This window comes from Marinobacterium sediminicola (assembly GCF_022343685.1).
In the GTDB taxonomy this organism is placed as follows: Bacteria; Pseudomonadota; Gammaproteobacteria; order Pseudomonadales; family Balneatricaceae; genus Marinobacterium; species Marinobacterium sediminicola.
On the sequence record NZ_CP092123.1, the window covers coordinates 80,235 to 97,024 of the forward strand.

Here is a 16,790-nt window from a genome sequence, read left to right on the forward strand (position 1 = left end):
ATTCTCCCTGGTGACCCTAACCGCAGATGAGTGCCAATCGCAATTTTGCGCTTTCTGTGTTTCCGCCATATTCCCCAAGGTCTGCCGGCATCTGAGCCTGTGGAAACAAGTGAGAGGTTATCCTGCCGCTAACGGGTTTCGGATTGACTAGACTGAAAGGTGCTTCTGGCGAAGCGGGACCCGCTGCTTCGCGGGTGTGCAATCCGATTAACGCATAAGAACAGGCTACTCAGATGAACAGGATAATTGGCAAGTCACTTCTGGTGGCTGGCCTGACCCTGTCTACGGTGTTGGCACACGCTGAAGATAATCAGGCTCTTATTGAACTGGCGCGCTCTGCAGCACCGGACAGTGTCAGTGCAGAGGCAACAGTGATGTATCGGGGTGAGGTTTTGGCAGAAGGCAGCAATGGGTGGGTCTGCATGCCCGAAACCCTGCCCGATGACAACTCTCCAATGTGTAACGATGCTGTCTGGATGGAGATGATGCAGGCGGTTGGTGCCAAGGCACCGTTCGAAGCCAAGCAGATGGGCTTCTCGTATATGTTGCAGGGCGATGGTGAAGCAGGAGGTGTCAGTAACTCCGACCCCTACCATGCTGACCGCTTTAATGCGGAAGACTTTATCAGGGAAGGCCCGCATTTGATGATAATAGTGCCCAAGGCCATGATGTCCGGCATAACGGATGATCCGGCAGAGGGTGGACCTTATATAATGTGGAACAATACGCCCTACGCCCATGTGATGGTGCCGATCGCTGACCGGTAACCGTGATTTGGTAAGGACATATCCGGGAGATGTCGCTCGAGAGAGGCAGGGCTACATCTCCCACTCTTTAATCAAGCCCCCGTTTTGCCCAGTGAGGCGTTGAAACGTTGTCCTGACCCTGCCCCGCCACTGAGTCTCTTCTTGACTGTCAAGGAATCGCAATATTGGCCCGTTACCCTCTGCGCCTGCTAACAGGAACTGGAGGATAGACCTATGCGAACACTCAAGACATTCATGCTGGGCGGGCTGGTTGCCACCCTGACCGCGTGTGCGTCAGGTACGAAGAATGAAACCGTTGCAGCGGCAGACCTGAATAATGAAGACCTGTACGAGGTCCACCACGATGGCCGTATCCATGTCTTCGATGATCAGGCAACGTACCAGCAGTATCTTGAAGTCGGTGAAACCTCTTTCCGTCAGACATTCATCGGCGCGGGCCCAAAAGGGGAAACTCTGGTATTCGGCGTGACCGGTGCAGACAAGAAGAAGAAAGTGGATCAGGTTGCCGGGTACAACCTCTATCACGGTACGCTGCCGGCAGCGGATACGTTCTACGGTGAGATGCGTATGGAAGGCCGCATCTACGTGTTTGACCGCATCGAAGATATGGAAGCGGTACGGATGACCGGCGAAGCGCCGCTGCGATTCACCCAAATAGGTGCAGGCCCCAAGGGCGAAACTCTGGTATTCGTGCTGCGTGACGACAACAAAAAGCAGAAACCGGTCGAGCTGATGGCGGCGTTCAAGCAGCACAACTCTTAATCGCCCGACGTTGTGCATCACCCCGAGGTCTGCAGCCTCGGGATGATGTCAGCCGGCATCAGCGATCGCCGCCAATCATGCGGCCGATACCGCCCAGTACCGAGCCCTCGCCCTGGTCCTTGCCACCGTTGGAAGGAGCATGTGCCAGAATGCGATCGGCCATGCGCGAGAACGGCAGGCTTTGCAGCCAGACGGTGCCGGTTCCCTTGAGGGTCGCCAGAAACAGGCCTTCACCGCCAAATACCATCGACTTGAGGCTACCGGCACGCTGGATGTCGTAATCAATTCCCTCGGTGAACCCGACCAGACAGCCGGTGTCGACTCTGAGTGTTTCACCGTTCAGCTCTTTCTTGACGACGGTGCCGCCTGCCTGAATGAAGGCCATACCGTCACCTTCCAGCTTCTGCAGGATGAACCCTTCGCCGCCGAAGAAGCCGGCGCCGATCCGTCGGTTGAACGTAATGCTGACTTTGGTACCAAGGGCGGCACACAGGAAAGCGTCCTTCTGGCAGATTACCTTCTCGCCCAGCTCAGCCATGTTCAGCGGCACGATATTTCCGGGATAGGGTGCTGAAAAGGCGACCCGGCGTTTGCCTATTCCGGTGTTGCTGAAGTGGGTGGTGAAAATCGACTCGCCGGTGAATACACGCTTACCGGCCGAGAAGAGCTTGCCCATCAGGCCTTCGTCAGGGTTGGAACCATCGCCCATGCGGGTGTCAAAGGTGATGTCTTCTTCCATGTACGTCATGGCACCGGCTTCGGCGATGACGGTTTCACCCGGATCCAGTTCGACCTCGACCAGCTGCATCTCTGAGCCGAGGATTTCGTAGTCCAGTTCGTGGCAGCGCATTATGCTGTTCTCCTTGTGTGAATGCCTGTCGATGTTCGAGTATAACCGCAGGTCAGGGCGGCAGGGCGGTGACTCGTAAAAGATGAGTATGACTCCAAGTCTGTTAGGATACCGAGGGAGCCGATATACTTCCGTGTATAAATCAAACAAATGTACATCCAGCATCCACGAAAGGAGTCAGCAGTGGCAGCGAACGGCTCTCAAATGATGGCAGAGGAACATCAGCTTCAGGTTTTGATGGCGCGCCAGCCCGTATACACCAAAAGCCAGGATGTGGTGGCTTTCGAGTTGCTATTCCGTGATAACGAGGGGCGTTTTGTCGAAGGACTCAAGGACGATGAAGCGACCCTGGGGGTGTTGTTGGGTACCTATTCCAGCATCACCAAAAAAGGCGTGGTGAAATCGCTACCCTGCTTCCTCAAGGTAACCGACAGTTTTCTGCTCAACAACGACCTGCCCGAATTGCCGAAGCAAAGCTTTGTACTTGAGCTGCTCGGGCATTCGAATATCACCCCCGAGCTGATTGCCAGGGTCAAGGATTTGGCTCGTCAGGGCTATCGTCTGGCGTTGGCCGACTATGACCCGCGTAATCCGAAGTTCGAGCCGCTGCTGAACATCGTCCATGTCCTCAAGCTGGACATCCAGCTGCTGGGTCTGGAGAACATTCCGCCTCTGCTGCAGAAACTTCGCCCCTACCAGCTTGAGCTGTTGGCTGACAAGGTCGAAACTCAGGAAGAGTTCCGTCTTTGCCTGGAGATGGGCTTCGCTCTCTATATGGGCTACTTCCTCAGCAAGCCGGAAGCGGTCAAGGGCAAGAAGATTACCGGCAACAAGGTGGTGTTGCTGCAGATTCTGACCGAGTTGCAGCGCCCCAATGCCACGGCGCAGTCGATCGAGCAGATCGCCCTGCAGGATCCGGCACTGACCTTCCGTATTCTCAAGGTGGTCAACTCGGCGGCGTTTAACCTGAAGCGTGAAATCAGTTCGCTTGCCCATGCCATCACCCTGCTGGGGATCGACCAGATCAAGCGCTGGGTACTGTTGTTCCTCAGTGCGGCCGATAAGAACAAGCCTGACGAGCTGACCCGCAACATGCTGACCCGTGGTCGCATGTGTGAACTGCTGGCCGAGATGATGGGCCGTGACGAGCCGATTAATCACTTTATCGTTGGTCTGCTGTCGCAGCTGGATGTGCTGCTGGATATGGAAATGGTGGACCTGCTGGACCAGGTGCCCTTGCAGCAGGATATGAAGGAAGCACTCCTGGATCGCGCCCATTCCTTTGGTGAGTTGCTGCGTCAGGTCGAAATCTACGAACGTGGCGATTTCGATCAGCTCAGCCGTGCACTGGACCGTCCCTTCTATGAAGTCGCCTATCGCCATAGCCTGAACTGGGCTCAGCAGGTACTGCAGGCGATGCAGGAAGGCTGATGCCGGATCTGTTGGCCTGGCTTCCGGCCGGGCTGCCCCCGCTGGATGCGTTCTGGCTGGTGCTGACGGCCGGCTTTACTTCCCTGATGACCGCAACTCTGGGGATCGGTGGCGGTGTGCTCCTGCTGGTGATCATGGCCCAGCTGGTGCCGATTGCCGCGCTGATTCCCGTGCACGGCCTGGTACAGCTGGGCTCTAACGCCAATCGTGCCATTATGACCCGCCAGCATATCGACTGGCCGTTGAGTCGCCGGTTCCTGATCGGCGCCGCGATCGGTGCGGGGTTGGCATCGTTGCTGGTGGTGCAATTGCCACTGGAGATGATTCAGCTCGCGGTGGGTGGCTTTATCCTGTGGATGATCTGGGGCCCCAAGCCGGCTGCACGTGCGCTGTCACCGCTGAAAACCTTGTTGGCTGGCGGTCTGACCACATTCTTCTCAATGTTTGTCGGTGCCACCGGGCCATTGGTCGCCGCATTTGTCCATCGCCACAGCCACGACAAGATGCAGACGGTCGCAACCTTCGCCGCCACCATGACCGGTCAGCACCTGCTCAAGGGGCTGGTGTTTTCGGTGGTGGGATTTTCCTTTGCCGACTGGCTGCCACTGATCGGAGCGATGATCCTCAGCGGCATGCTGGGTACCTGGATCGGTCTTAATCTGCTGCACCGGGTGTCATCGGTCTGGTTCAACCGCCTGTTCCGCACCGTGGTGACACTGTTGGCATTGCGCCTGCTGTGGCAGGCAGGCGAGACGTTGCTGCCCCGCCTGCTGGGCTGAATCCTACAACGGCTGCAGGTTGGCGAAGCCGACCACCAGCCACTTGCTGCCCACTTCCTCGAAATTGACCTGCACCCGTGCCTTGGGACCGCTGCCTTCAAAATTGGTAACGATCCCCGGGCCGAATTTGGCATGCATGACCGGCTTGCCCAGGCTCAGGTTGGTGCTGGGCACTTCGGCGCTGGACAGGGAGGAGCCACCGCCAAAGAGGCTGCTGGGGTTGTCCTGCTGGGCGCCATAGGGGCGTCGCACGGTCGCATTCAGTCGGACTTCTTCGATCAACTGGGGAGGGATCTCGTTGACGAAGCGGGAGACCCGATTAAAGGTTTCCTTACCGTGCAGGCGACGGGACTCGGCATAGGTGATGTAGAGCTTCTGCATGGCGCGGGTGATACCGACATAGCAGAGACGACGTTCTTCCTCCAGACGGCCCGGCTCCTCCACCGACATGCTGTGCGGGAAGAGGCCTTCTTCCATGCCGGCGAGGAACACCAGCGGGAATTCCAGGCCCTTGGCCGAGTGCAGGGTCATTAACTGGACGCTGTCGGTATTGACGTCGGCCTGGGTCTCACCTGCGTCCAGTGCGGCCTGGTCCAGAAAGGCCGCCAGCGGAGAGTTGAAGCCCTCTTCGTTGTCTTCCTGCCACTGTCCCATGAACTGGCGGGTGGCATTGACCAGCTCCTCCAGGTTTTCGATGCGGGACTGGGCTTTCTCGCCCTTTTCCTTCTCATGGTGCTGGATCAGGCCGGAGTGTTCGATGACGTGCTCAGTCTGCTCGTGCAGCTCCACCTCGCGGGTGTCCGTATCGAGCTGGTTGACCAGATCGATGAACGCCTGCAGCGCATTGTTGGCCCGCGCCGGCAACGTTCTGAGTTCGGTGATCTCGTTGGCCGCACGCCACATGGAGACGTTCTCGCTACGGGCGTGTTCACGAATCAGCTCGATGGTACGGGTGCCGATGCCACGGGTGGGTACGTTGATGATGCGTTCCATCGCCGTGTCGTCATCACGGTTGGCAATCAGCTTCAGGTACGCCAGGGCATTCTTGATTTCCAGTCGGTCGTAGAAGCGTTGGCCACCGTAGATGCGATAAGGCATCCCCGCCCGGATCAGCATCTCTTCCAATACGCGGGACTGGGCATTGGAGCGATAGAGGATGGCCGACTCGTCGCGGCGGTTGCCGTCCTCGACCCATTTCTGGATCTGGTCGACGATAAAGCGTGCCTCGTCCTGCTCGTTGAAGGCGCTGTACAACGAAATCGACTCGCCGTCGCCCAGCTCGGTCCACAGCTCCTTGCCGAGACGGCCGAAGTTGTTCTGGATCACGGCGTTGGCTGCGCCAAGAATGGTGCCGGTGGAGCGGTAGTTTTGCTCCAGGCGAATGGTTTCGGTGCCGGGGAAGTGCTCTTCCAGGTGCTGAATGTTCTCGATTCGGGCACCACGCCAGCCGTAAATCGACTGGTCGTCATCACCTACGGCCATCAGCTTGTTTTCGCCTTCGCACAGCAGGCGCAGCCAGGCGTACTGGATGGCGTTGGTATCCTGGAACTCGTCCACCAGCACGTAGCGGAAACGTTCGCGGTAGTGCTTCAGCAGCTGGGGCGCACGGTCGCGCAGCAGCTCCAGTGCGCGCAGCAGCAGTTCGCCGAAGTCGATCATCCCGCCGCGCTCGCAGGCATCTTCGTAGGCTTCGTACACCCGGATCATCATCGTCTGGTAGGGATCGCCGGTGCGCTCGATATGCGCGCTGCGCAGGCCTTCATCCTTCTGCGCGTTGATGAACCACTGGAATTGTCTTGCCGGCCAGCGGCTGTCATCCAGATTCATCTCCTTGCATAGCCGTTTGAGCAGGCGCAGCTGGTCATCACTGTCCATGATCTGGAAGTTGTCGCGAAGACCGGCATCGCGCCAGTGGGCGCGCAACAGGCGGTGCGCCAGGCCGTGGAAGGTGCCCACCCACATGCCATGTGTATTGATTCCCAGCAGGTGCTCGATTCGGCCGCGCATCTCCCGAGCTGCCTTGTTGGTGAAGGTCACCGCCATGATCGAGTAGGGCGAGAGGCCCTCGGTTTCGATCAGCCAGGCGATGCGGTGCACCAGTACCCGGGTCTTGCCGGAACCGGCACCGGCCAGTACGAGCAGGTTGTTCAGGTCAGCGGTCACGGCCTGCCGCTGGGCGTCGTTAAGCGAATCGATGATATGTGTAACGTCCATGGGACCTGCAGCTTGGAATCAGAAGGATGAAATATGACGGCTAGTATACCAGCCTGCGGCATCCGGCCTGAACCCGAGGGCAAGCCGGATGCAATGGCAGCTCAGATCGTGGCGGGTGTGTCGATACGATTGAGCAGGATGCGACGAAACTCGTCCGGATCTTTGAGCTTGGTGCTGATGCCCGAGCGGGAAGCCTGCTCGACGCCCAGCCAGGGGATCAGTCGCGACAGCCAGAAGCGCATGGCAGCAGTGCGTGTCAGCGTTGGCCAGGCAGCCATTTCCTCGTCACTGAATGCGCGTACGCTGGCATAGGCGCGGGTTAGCGCCTGTTCCCGGATAGGGTCCACATGTCCGTTGGCATCGGTACACCAGTCGTTGGCAACAATGGCCAGATCGAACAGCAGGAAAGCAGTCGCCGCATTGTAGATATCCAGGATCGCCTCCAGTCGATTATCAACGAACAGGGCGTTGTCGTGGAAAAGATCGCCATGGATGGTGCCCAACGGCAGCCCGAATGGCTGGTTACGCAGCGCATCGAACAGGGCGACTTCCTGCTGCAGCAGCTCGGCATCTTCAGGCTTGAGCAGGTGACGGATTGCCTGGCTTTCACGACGCCACCAGAACACTCCTCGCTGTGCCTGACGGCGCAGGTAGAAGTCCTCGCCTGCCAGATGGAAACGGGCCAATGCCGCCCCGATCTCGGCACAGTGCTCGGCCGTGATCTGTGCGCGATCGAGATGGTGCCCTTGAAAACGCGGTTGGAAAAAGGCGGGTTTGCCACAGAGCTGCTTCAGGGCGATTCCGTTGCGATCCTTGATCGCATGCGGAACCGGCACCTGCCTTGCCTGCAGCCATTGGCCCAGTTCAACGAAGAACGGCATCTCGTCCTGGTTCAGCTCCTCGAACAGGGTCAGCACGTAGTCGATCTGCCGGCCGTTCTGTTCAAGGGTGACGAAGAAGTTGCTGTTTTCGATACCGCCTTCGATACCGGTGAAGTCCACCAGCTGCCCCAAGGAGTAGTCCTCGAGCAAGGCTTCAAGCTGGGGGCGCGAAATCTGAGTATAAACGGCCAAGGTCGATTACCAGCGGAAGATAACCCATTTTGGAATCAGCAGCTGTGACTCCTCCACGCGGATGAATTTCTGTGAGCCTTCAGCTGGCACCAGGTAATAGGGCTCGCCCATTTTGGGCACAACCTTGATTTCCTTGAGTTGGCCATTGATGGTGTACTCGTAGTAGGTGTTTTCGCCATCGTAGGTGATGGTGATCTCCGGCTCGGTCTGGGCCGGGTCCGCCACCACTTCAGCCTGTGCGAGAGGCGAAAGTGCCAGCACAGCCGCCAGAGTCAGTTTTTTCAGCATCATTGCTTCCCAATTGGTTAGTCGGGGTCGAATTGTCTATGATTGTGGGCCTTGTCGCAGGCACGAACAACCCCTCGAAACAGATATATGGATACTCCCATGAGCGAACAGCACGCCCCGGTCATTCTGGTGGATGGCTCCTCTTACCTTTACCGCGCCTTCTTTGCCTCACAGCAGGCGGATCTGCGTACCGCTGACGGTATGCCCACCGGTGCCATCCGTGTGGTGACTTCGATGCTCAAGCGCTTGCTCAAGGATTATCCTGACAGCCCCGTCGCGGTGATCTTCGATGCCAAAGGCAAAACCTTTCGTGACGAGATCTATGCTGAGTATAAGTCACACCGTCCACCGATGCCGGATGATCTGCGTAGCCAGGTAGAGCCTATCCACGCCATTATCCGTGCCATGGGGCTGCCGCTGTTTGTCGAGGAAGGTGTTGAAGCGGATGACGTCATTGGCACGCTGGCACGTCAGGCCAGTGAGTCCGGTCGAGCCGTCATCATCTCGACCGGTGACAAGGATATGGCCCAATTGGTGGATGAGCACGTCACGCTGATCAATACCATGAATGACACCAGAATGGATGTGGCCGGTGTTGAGGAGAAGTTCGGTGTGCCGCCGCACCTGGTCATTGACCTGTTGGCACTGCAGGGGGACAAGGTGGACAACATCCCCGGCGTGCCGGGGGTCGGAGAAAAGACCGCGCTGGCACTGCTGCAGGGTATCGGTGGTATCAGCGACCTGTACCAGAATCTGGACAAGATTCCCGAGCTGGGTTTCCGTGGCGCCAAGTCGATGCCGAAGAAGCTGGAGGAAAACCGGGAAGCGGCTGAGCTGTCCTACCTGTTGGCGACCATCAAGACCGATGTGCCGCTGCATATTTCTCTGCACGATATAACGTTGCCGACACCCGAGCCCGAGCAGTTGCTGGCGCTGTTCAAACAGTTCGAGTTCAAGAGCTGGGTCCGTGAGCTGGAAGCGGGCGATGCCGATGAGCTGGGGGCCGATGAGCCGGTAGCTGCCGCAGATGCCATAGAAACCGAATACGAAGCCGTGCTGACGCAGGCTGCATTCGATAGCTGGCTGGAGAAACTCAAGGCTGCCGGCGAGTTTGCCTTTGATACCGAAACCACCAGCCTCAATTACATGGAAGCACAGCTGGTTGGCGTGTCCTTCTCTGTAGAACCGGGCAAAGCTGCTTATGTGCCGCTGGCGCATGACTATATGGGCGCACCGGAGCAGCTGGACCGAGTATCTGCGTTGGCGCAGCTCAAGCCGTTGCTGGAAGATCCGGAGCTGAAAAAGATCGGTCAGCACATCAAGTACGACATGAACGTGCTGCGCCACTACGGTATTGAGCTGCAGGGAATTGGTGCCGATACCATGCTGGAGTCCTATGTGCTCAATTCCACCGCCAGCCGCCATGACATGGATACGCTGGCCGACCGGCACCTGGGCGTCACCACGACCCGCTTTGAGGACATTGCCGGCAAGGGCAAGAAGCAGCTTACCTTCAATCAGATTGAACTGGAGCAGGCGGCACCCTATGCGGCAGAAGATGCCGATATTACCCTGCGGCTGCATCAGAAATTGCAGCCACAGCTGGCGGCAGAGGAAGCGTTGCTTCAAGTCTTTGAGGAGATCGAGCGTCCGCTGATTCCGGTGCTTTCACGCATGGAGTTCCGTGGGGCTCTGGTGGATGCCAGAATTCTGGGTGAGCAGAGCCAGGAGCTGGAGCTGCGCCTGAACGAGATCGAAAAGGAAGCCTTTGATCTGGCCGGTGAAGAGTTCAACCTCAACTCGACCAAGCAGTTGCAGGCGATCCTGTTCGACAAGATGGGCCTGCCGGTAAAGAAGAAGACGCCCAAGGGGGCGCCTTCCACCGCGGAAGAGGTACTGCAGGACTTGGCGCTCGACTATCCGCTGCCAAAACTGTTGATCGAGCAGCGTGGCCTGAGCAAGCTCAAAAGCACGTATACCGACAAGCTGCCCCTGATGATCAATCCGGCTACTGGTCGCATCCATACCTCGTACCATCAGGCGGTCACTGCCACCGGTCGTCTGTCGTCATCCGAGCCAAACCTGCAGAACATCCCGGTGCGTACAAAGGAAGGCCGCCGTATTCGTAACGCCTTTATCGCACCGGCAGGGTACAAAATTGTCGCAGCGGATTATTCACAGATTGAGCTGCGCATCATGGCACATCTGTCGGGCGACGAAGGATTGTTAAATGCTTTCCGTCACGGTGAAGATATCCACAAGGCAACGGCCGCGGAGGTGTTCGGTACGACTGTGGATAAGGTGACTGCCGATCAACGTCGCAGTGCCAAGGCGATCAACTTTGGCCTGATCTACGGCATGTCAGCCTTCGGCCTTGCCAAGCAATTGGGGATCGGTAATAAGGAAGCGGGTACCTATATCGACCATTATTTTGCTACCTACCCGGGCGTGCAGCGTTACATGGATGAGACCCGTGCCCAGGCACGGGGCCAGGGCTATGTCGAAACCCTGTTCGGACGCCGTCTGTACCTGCCGGATATCAACAACCGTAACCCGATGAAGCGTCAGGCCGCGGAGCGCACCGCAATCAATGCTCCGATGCAGGGTACTGCAGCCGATATCATCAAGCGGGCGATGATCGCGGTCGATCACTGGCTTGAACAGGGGGACATGGACGCCCGCATGATCATGCAGGTACACGATGAACTGGTATTCGAAGTGCGTGAGTCTGAAGTCGATCGTTTCTGCCAGCAGGTGAAACCGCTGATGGAGCAGGCAGCCGATCTGGCAGTACCATTACTGATAGAGGCCGGTGTCGGAGATAACTGGGAGCAGGCGCACTGATTTTTTTTTAAACAGCAGTGAACTTTCCGGGCAGAAGATGTCTCATTTCAGGAACCACGTAAGAAAAATCCATTGTCTGTGCCAGCGTGGACACGTGGTTCGTCTGTCATGACATCTTCTGCCCCGGCCCTGGTTTCCCCTTCCTGTGGCCGGGGCTTTTCTTTTCCGTTCAGGCGTCCGCTTCTTCAGCCGTCTCCGCGTCAGGCAGCAACCAGCTGTTCAGGCGCTGTCGCAGCTGATCGACGCCGGTGCTCTTGAGTGCCGAAAAGGTCTGTACGCTGACCTTGTCCCCCAAACGCTCTTTCAGCGCTTTTTTCAGTTGCAGCAAAGTGTTCTTGGCCGGGCCGCGCTTGAGCTTGTCTTCCTTGGTCAGAAGTACATGCAAGGGCACACCGGTCGATTCGCACCAGTGAACCATCATCTCATCGAATTCCTTCATCGGATGGCGAATATCCATCACCAGGACGACACCTTGCAGGCTTTCTCGGTGCTGCAGGTAGGCGTCAAGATGGCGCTGCCAGTGCTGCTTCATCGCGATCGGCACCTTGGCATAGCCATAGCCGGGGAGGTCAACAATTTTCAGACCTTCAATATTGAGGCTGAAAAAGTTGATCAGCTGGGTACGACCGGGTGTTTTGGACGTGCGCGCCAGGCTTTTCTGCTGTGTCAGAGCGTTGATGGCGCTGGACTTGCCGGCGTTGGAGCGGCCGGCAAAGGCGACCTCTGCCCCGGTATCCGATGGGCACTGGTCAAGGCGAGCGGCGCTGATCTCAAAGCGGGCAAGGTTATAATGGATTACTGGGTCTGAGGTTGACATGATGCAAGGCTCGGTGGCGACAAACTGAACATATCCGTTCCAGTTTGTGGGGATATTGGTTTATAATGTCGCCAATTTTACCCGCGAACAGAGCCTGTCTCCAGTCAGGGTAATAGTGGAAATTGGCCATTTTCGCCATTTTGAATGCAAATGGCGGAAATAAACACATATTTCGTCAAGCAAGAGTCTGGGTTAGTCAATGAACAAACTACTGATCAGCTTACTGGTAAGCATCGGCCTCACCGGCGTCGCTCACGCGGCGGGTGATGCGGCTGCAGGCCAGGCCAAGACTGCCGTTTGTGCAGCCTGCCACGGTGCAGATGGCAACAGTGTTGTAGGTAACTTCCCGAAACTGGCTGGACAGGGTGAAAAATACCTGCTGAAACAGCTGAATGATATCAAGGGCGGCGCTCGCATGGTGCCGGAGATGACCGGTCTGCTCAACAACCTGAGCGACCAGGATCTGGCTGATATCGCGGCTTACTACGCCAGCAAAAAGGTTCAGCTGGGTCAGGCAGCGGCTGATCAGGTGGAACTGGGTCAGCGCATCTGGCGTGCCGGTGTCGCAGATAAGGGCGTAGCAGCTTGTACGGCTTGTCACGGCCCGGCAGGCAAAGGCATTGACAGTGCTGCATACCCGGCTTTGAGCGGTCAGCATGCGCAGTATGTTGAGTCTACACTGAACAAGTTCGCCAAGGGCGAACGTGACAACGACCCGGCCCAGATGATGCGCGATATCGCTGGCAAACTGAGCGAAGCTGAAATGAAGGCAGTTTCCCAGTATGTGCAGGGTCTGCACTGATCATCAGTCTTTGATGACGTTAACCGAAAAGGGCAGCTTAGGCTGCCTTTTTTGTGTCCCTGAGCCGTTGGTGCTGAACTAAACTCAAGCCAGCGGGGTCTACCCGACATTCGCCAATACGATCATAGGAAGAGAAGTATGTTGAAGAAATTGCTGACAACATTGGCCCTGTCCCTGATGGCGACTCTGGCCTGGGCCGAAGAGTACCGTGCCGGAGAGCATTATTTCGAGCTGCCCTTTCCGGTTAAAACCGTCGCAGAAGACAAGATCGAGGTCACTGAAGCATTCGGTTACCTGTGCCCACACTGTAACACCTTCGAACCTCTGCTGGCCGAATGGCGCAAGCAGCAGGCAGATGATGTCACCTTTGTTGGTTTGCCGGTGGTATTTGGTCGCAGCTGGGAGCCGCTGGCGCGTGCCTACTATGTAGCTGAATTGAGCAATAAGGTGGAAGAAAGTCATCAGGCGATGTTTGATGCGATTCATCTTCAGCGTCAGCGCTTCACCGGCCCCAAGGCGCTGGCCGACTTCTATGCGCCTCTGGGAATTGAGCCGGAGAAGTTCAACAAGCTGTATGACTCTTTTGCCGTGAACATGAAGCTGAAGCAGGGTGATTCCAGATTGCGCAGCTATGAGATCACGGGTGTACCGGCGATGGTTGTGAACGGCAAATATCGCGTAACGGCGCAGTCTGCCGGTGGTCACAAACAGATGCTTGAAGTTGTCGACTACCTGGTGCAGCAGGAGCGTAATGGAAACTGATTGTCTCCTTTTTGATCCAGTATAATAAAACCGCCTTTAAAGGCGGTTTTGCATTTCTATTCCGAGTAGAAGTGAATATTCTATAGAGCTTATATCCCCTAGAAGACCGGTGACGAGGTTGAAGCGTGTCTGATCAGACCAACTGGAAGCGCAAATATACCGATCTGACACTTGAAGTCGATCAGCAAAGGCAGGCTGATGCGCATTGGCGAGACCAGCTGATAGTACTGACACGTCATCTTAGTCTCGGGCTGAAAGGGAACGAGGCAACGCTGGATGAAGCGCTTGATGCTCTGGATGGTGTTCTTGTGTCTCAGGACACCGCGCGGATGTTGCCGGTGAATCGCAACATTAAGCAGCAGCTGAGCCAATTTGATCTCGATCGGCAGCGTGCCCGCGAAAGTCTGCAGCGCAGCCTTAAACGCTGGGGACAGCAGTTGCGCAAGATCAACGGAGTTCCTGCTCTGGAGCCCGCTATCAGTGATGTGGAAACACGTTCACAGACAGCTGTGGAGCAGCTGGGGTCGTTGGCGAGGCTGATGACCGAGCTGGTTGAACTACAGGCTAATATTCTGGGGTCCAGTGAGAGCGGCAGATCTGCCACTGATGAGTTCGAGCTTAATCAGGATGGTCATCAGAATCTCGAATTACTGCAGGCCGAGATTGCTCATCGATTGATCCGGTTGCTGGAATTGCTTCAGGTACCTGCGGAGGGTGTGGAGAAGGCCCGGAGGTTGGTGCAGGAGCTTGAAAGCGGACTGAAACTTGAACGCCTTCCCGAAGTCATTTCCACCTTGACGGAGCTCGTTCGCATGGCGGGCGGTAACAGTCAGGAGGATTTCGAGAATTATCTTCTGACGTTGAACTCCCAGCTGGCGTATGTGCAGCAGTTCCTGGAAGAAAGTCGCTGCGATGAGCAGGAAGCACGCAAGGCACATCAGGACCTTGATGATGTTGTGCGACGTGATGTGCGCAACATTCACCGTACGGTCAAGGATGCGAGCGATCTGGGGCAGTTGAAACAGAGTGTCACCCGACAACTGGCATCCATCATGCGAAGCATGGAGCAGTTCAGGCTGCACGAACAGGAACGTGAAGATCGGCTTAACCAGCGTTATAACGAGCTGCTTAATAAAGTTGATCAGATGGAGCTCGAAACCAGCAAGGCACGTGCGCGCATGCAGGAAGAGCAGCTGCGAGCCCGCACTGACCCGTTGACCGGTCTGCCTAACCGTACCGCCTACGAGCAGCACCTGCAGACCGAGATGCAGCGATGGGACAGGTATAGAGCCTGTTTCTCCATGGCGGTTGGCGATATCGATTACTTCAAGCGTATCAATGACCAGTTGGGGCATCTGGCCGGTGACAGAGTCTTGCGGCTGGTTGCCAAGGTGCTGCGTCAAAATTTGCGCGGTACCGACTTCATTGCCCGCTTTGGTGGTGAAGAGTTTGTCATTCTGTTCCCTTCCACTCGCGCGGAAGAAGCGCTGCAGGCGACCGAGAAATTGCGTTTGGCGGTCCAGAACAGCCCATTCAACTTCAAGGGTAAGCCTGTAGAGGTCACTCTGTCCTTCGGTGTAGCCGAGGTGGAGGATGGTGATGACCTTGAGTCCCTGTTCACTCGTGCCGACAAGGCCCTTTATCGCGCCAAAGAGCAGGGACGAAACCAGACACAGCCTGCCCTTGCAGGCTAGAATAGCCCTCTTTACTTAACGGGACAGGATTTTTCTGGCTGTGCGAACCCTGATGCGCTCGCTGAAGATCGCCTGGATCTTCGCCTATTATCGACTCGATACCTTTTTCAATCAGCCGTTATTGCCCTGGTATGTACGGGCGCTTTTCTGGCTGCTGCCCTGGCGCTATGTTCTGCCGGCCAAACGCAGCCAGGCAGAACGTTTGCGTCTTGCTCTTGAAGCCCTGGGGCCTGTGTTCATCAAGTTTGGTCAGATGCTGTCGACGCGCCGTGACCTGCTTCCGGATGACTTGGCTGAAGAGCTTGCGAAACTGCAGGATCGAGTCCCTCCCTTTTCTGGGGAGCGTGCTCGTAAAATCATCGAGCGTGAACTCAAGCAGCCGGTCGACACCATGTTTGCCCGGTTTGAAGTCGAACCTATGGCTTCTGCATCTGTAGCACAGGTTCATGCTGCGACGCTGCACACGGGGCAGGAGGTTGTAGTCAAGGTTATCCGGCCCGGCATTGGTGCCGTGATTCGCCAGGATGTTGCTCTGCTGTATCTGCTGGCTCGTATGGTGCACGCCCTCTGGATTGAAGGTCGGCGCCTGCGTCCGGTGGAAGTGGTAGCCGAGTACGAGCAGACAATTTTCGATGAGCTGGATCTGCGCAAGGAAGCCGCCAATGGCTCTCAACTCAGGCGTAACTTTGATCGCTCACCCATCCTCTACGTACCGGAAGTGTTCTGGGATTATACCCGTCAGAATGTGCTGGTGATGGAGCGTATTCACGGCATACCAGTGGCTGATGTGGCACAGCTTAAGGCTCAGGGGACGGATATGAAGAAGTTGGCGGAGCGAGGGGTAGAGATCTTCTTTACCCAAGTCTTCCGTGACAGTTTCTTTCATGCGGACATGCATCCAGGCAACATTTTTGTCGCTCGCAACAATCCGGCTGATCCTCAGTATATTGCTGTCGATTTCGGCATCATTGGCTCATTGAATGCCGAGGATCAGAGCTATTTGGCCCGTAATATTCTTGCCTTCTTCAAGCGTGATTATCGACAGGTTGCACAGCTTCATATCGATTCGGGCTGGGTGCCACGCGATACCAATGTACATGCATTCGAAACGGCTATCCGCAGTGTCTGTGAGCCGATATTCGAAAAGCCATTGAAGGATATTTCTTTCGGCATGGTGCTGTTGGGTCTGTTCCAGACGGCGCGGCGATTCAATATGGAAGTGCAGCCGCAATTGGTGCTATTGCAGAAAACCCTCTTGAACATCGAAGGTTTGGGGCGACAGCTCTACCCTGATCTTGATCTTTGGCAGACGGCCAAACCCTTCCTGGAAAACTGGATGCAGGAGCGAATGGGTGCAAAGGCGGTCTACCGTAGTATGAAAGAGCAGGCACCGGAGTGGCTCGAAAAGCTGCCTCATCTGCCGCAGATGGTGTATGACAGCCTGGAACAGTTGAAGCTGCACTCTGAAGCAGATGAAAGGGTTCAGCAAAAGCTATTGGAAACGCAGTTGCACAGGCAGCAGCACAGACGGCGCTTGCTATTGTTGGGCAGTGCACTTGTGTCGGCAGGCGTGTTGATCGCTCAGCCCGAGTTGAAGCAGCTGGTGTCTGATTGGCCCTGGTATGCCTATCTCTCAGCTGCATTGGGTGGCTGGCTGCTGTGGCGTGCTTGAGGTAGTCGCTTCTGCGTGGATCGGTTATGCTTCGC

The 16,790-nt window shown here is 56.5% G+C and carries 14 protein-coding genes; 9 read left to right on the forward strand and 5 right to left on the reverse strand.

Annotation, left to right across the window (positions count from 1 at the left end):
* Positions 1-233: 233 nt before the first annotated feature.
* Entirely contained in the window at positions 234-767 is a 534-nt protein-coding gene (locus tag LN244_RS00365) for a hypothetical protein (RefSeq protein WP_239040886.1), read from the forward strand.
* 213 nt (positions 768-980) lie between these two features.
* The gene (locus LN244_RS00370; protein ID WP_239040887.1) at positions 981-1,529 is read left to right on the forward strand and encodes a hypothetical protein; all 549 of its coding nucleotides are present in this window, start codon (positions 981-983) and stop codon (positions 1,527-1,529) included.
* Positions 1,530-1,587: 58 nt separating this feature from the next.
* On the opposite strand, the gene LN244_RS00375 is transcribed toward LN244_RS00370, so the two are convergent.
* Entirely contained in the window at positions 1,588-2,379 is a 792-nt protein-coding gene (locus LN244_RS00375; protein WP_239040888.1) for a TIGR00266 family protein, read from the reverse strand.
* 183 nt (positions 2,380-2,562) lie between these two features.
* On the opposite strand from LN244_RS00375, the gene LN244_RS00380 reads away from it, so the two are divergent.
* Both LN244_RS00380 and LN244_RS00385 read left to right on the forward strand, forming a co-directional pair.
* On the forward strand, positions 2,563-3,810 hold the full coding sequence (locus LN244_RS00380) for an EAL and HDOD domain-containing protein (protein ID WP_239040889.1): 1,248 nt from the start codon (positions 2,563-2,565) through the stop codon (positions 3,808-3,810).
* Complete coding sequence (locus LN244_RS00385; RefSeq protein ID WP_239040890.1) at positions 3,810-4,589, forward strand: sulfite exporter TauE/SafE family protein; 780 nt, start codon at positions 3,810-3,812, stop codon at positions 4,587-4,589. The genes LN244_RS00380 and LN244_RS00385 overlap by 1 nt, the downstream gene beginning before the upstream one ends.
* A 3-nt stretch (positions 4,590-4,592) precedes the next feature.
* Here LN244_RS00385 and uvrD read toward each other — a convergent pair whose 3' ends face one another.
* From uvrD to LN244_RS00400, 3 genes are all read right to left on the reverse strand, one after another.
* The gene (gene uvrD / locus LN244_RS00390; RefSeq protein ID WP_239040891.1) at positions 4,593-6,803 is read right to left on the reverse strand and encodes a DNA helicase II; all 2,211 of its coding nucleotides are present in this window, start codon (positions 6,801-6,803) and stop codon (positions 4,593-4,595) included.
* Positions 6,804-6,904: 101 nt separating this feature from the next.
* Positions 6,905-7,876: a homoserine kinase gene (locus LN244_RS00395; RefSeq protein WP_239040892.1), complete on the reverse strand. Its 972-nt coding sequence runs from the start codon at positions 7,874-7,876 to the stop codon at positions 6,905-6,907.
* A gap of 6 nt (positions 7,877-7,882) precedes the next feature.
* Positions 7,883-8,164 carry a DUF2782 domain-containing protein gene (locus tag LN244_RS00400; protein ID WP_239040893.1) on the reverse strand — a complete coding sequence of 94 codons (282 nt, stop codon included), beginning with the start codon at positions 8,162-8,164 and terminating at the stop codon, positions 7,883-7,885.
* A 99-nt stretch (positions 8,165-8,263) separates the two neighbouring features.
* On the opposite strand from LN244_RS00400, the gene polA reads away from it, so the two are divergent.
* Positions 8,264-11,008: a DNA polymerase I gene (polA, locus tag LN244_RS00405; RefSeq protein ID WP_239040894.1), complete on the forward strand. Its 2,745-nt coding sequence runs from the start codon at positions 8,264-8,266 to the stop codon at positions 11,006-11,008.
* A 169-nt stretch (positions 11,009-11,177) separates the two neighbouring features.
* Here polA and yihA read toward each other — a convergent pair whose 3' ends face one another.
* On the reverse strand, positions 11,178-11,825 hold the full coding sequence (gene yihA / locus LN244_RS00410) for a ribosome biogenesis GTP-binding protein YihA/YsxC (protein WP_239040895.1): 648 nt from the start codon (positions 11,823-11,825) through the stop codon (positions 11,178-11,180).
* A 199-nt stretch (positions 11,826-12,024) separates the two neighbouring features.
* Between yihA and LN244_RS00415 the strand changes: the two genes are divergently transcribed.
* From LN244_RS00415 to ubiB, 4 genes are all read left to right on the forward strand, one after another.
* Complete coding sequence (locus LN244_RS00415; RefSeq protein ID WP_239040896.1) at positions 12,025-12,627, forward strand: c-type cytochrome; 603 nt, start codon at positions 12,025-12,027, stop codon at positions 12,625-12,627.
* A gap of 138 nt (positions 12,628-12,765) precedes the next feature.
* Positions 12,766-13,389 carry a thiol:disulfide interchange protein DsbA/DsbL gene (locus tag LN244_RS00420; RefSeq protein ID WP_239040897.1) on the forward strand — a complete coding sequence of 208 codons (624 nt, stop codon included), beginning with the start codon at positions 12,766-12,768 and terminating at the stop codon, positions 13,387-13,389.
* A gap of 125 nt (positions 13,390-13,514) precedes the next feature.
* A complete protein-coding gene (locus tag LN244_RS00425; protein WP_239040898.1) occupies positions 13,515-15,083 on the forward strand; it encodes a GGDEF domain-containing protein in 1,569 nt (522 codons plus the stop codon).
* A gap of 40 nt (positions 15,084-15,123) precedes the next feature.
* Positions 15,124-16,755: a ubiquinone biosynthesis regulatory protein kinase UbiB gene (gene ubiB, locus LN244_RS00430; protein ID WP_239040899.1), complete on the forward strand. Its 1,632-nt coding sequence runs from the start codon at positions 15,124-15,126 to the stop codon at positions 16,753-16,755.
* Positions 16,756-16,790 lie beyond the last annotated feature (35 nt).

Coding starts and splice junctions, on each gene's coding strand:
- LN244_RS00400 (WP_239040893.1), bottom strand. CDS start 8,164: ATGCTGAAAAAACTGACTCTGGCGGCTGTGCTGGCACTTTCGCCTCTC.
- LN244_RS00370 (WP_239040887.1), top strand. CDS start 981: ATGCGAACACTCAAGACATTCATGCTGGGCGGGCTGGTTGCCACCCTG.
- LN244_RS00365 (WP_239040886.1), top strand. CDS start 234: ATGAACAGGATAATTGGCAAGTCACTTCTGGTGGCTGGCCTGACCCTG.
- LN244_RS00375 (WP_239040888.1), bottom strand. CDS start 2,379: ATGCGCTGCCACGAACTGGACTACGAAATCCTCGGCTCAGAGATGCAG.
- LN244_RS00385 (WP_239040890.1), top strand. CDS start 3,810: ATGCCGGATCTGTTGGCCTGGCTTCCGGCCGGGCTGCCCCCGCTGGAT.
- LN244_RS00420 (WP_239040897.1), top strand. CDS start 12,766: ATGTTGAAGAAATTGCTGACAACATTGGCCCTGTCCCTGATGGCGACT.
- yihA (WP_239040895.1), bottom strand. CDS start 11,825: ATGTCAACCTCAGACCCAGTAATCCATTATAACCTTGCCCGCTTTGAG.
- uvrD (WP_239040891.1), bottom strand. CDS start 6,803: ATGGACGTTACACATATCATCGATTCGCTTAACGACGCCCAGCGGCAG.
- polA (WP_239040894.1), top strand. CDS start 8,264: ATGAGCGAACAGCACGCCCCGGTCATTCTGGTGGATGGCTCCTCTTAC.
- LN244_RS00415 (WP_239040896.1), top strand. CDS start 12,025: ATGAACAAACTACTGATCAGCTTACTGGTAAGCATCGGCCTCACCGGC.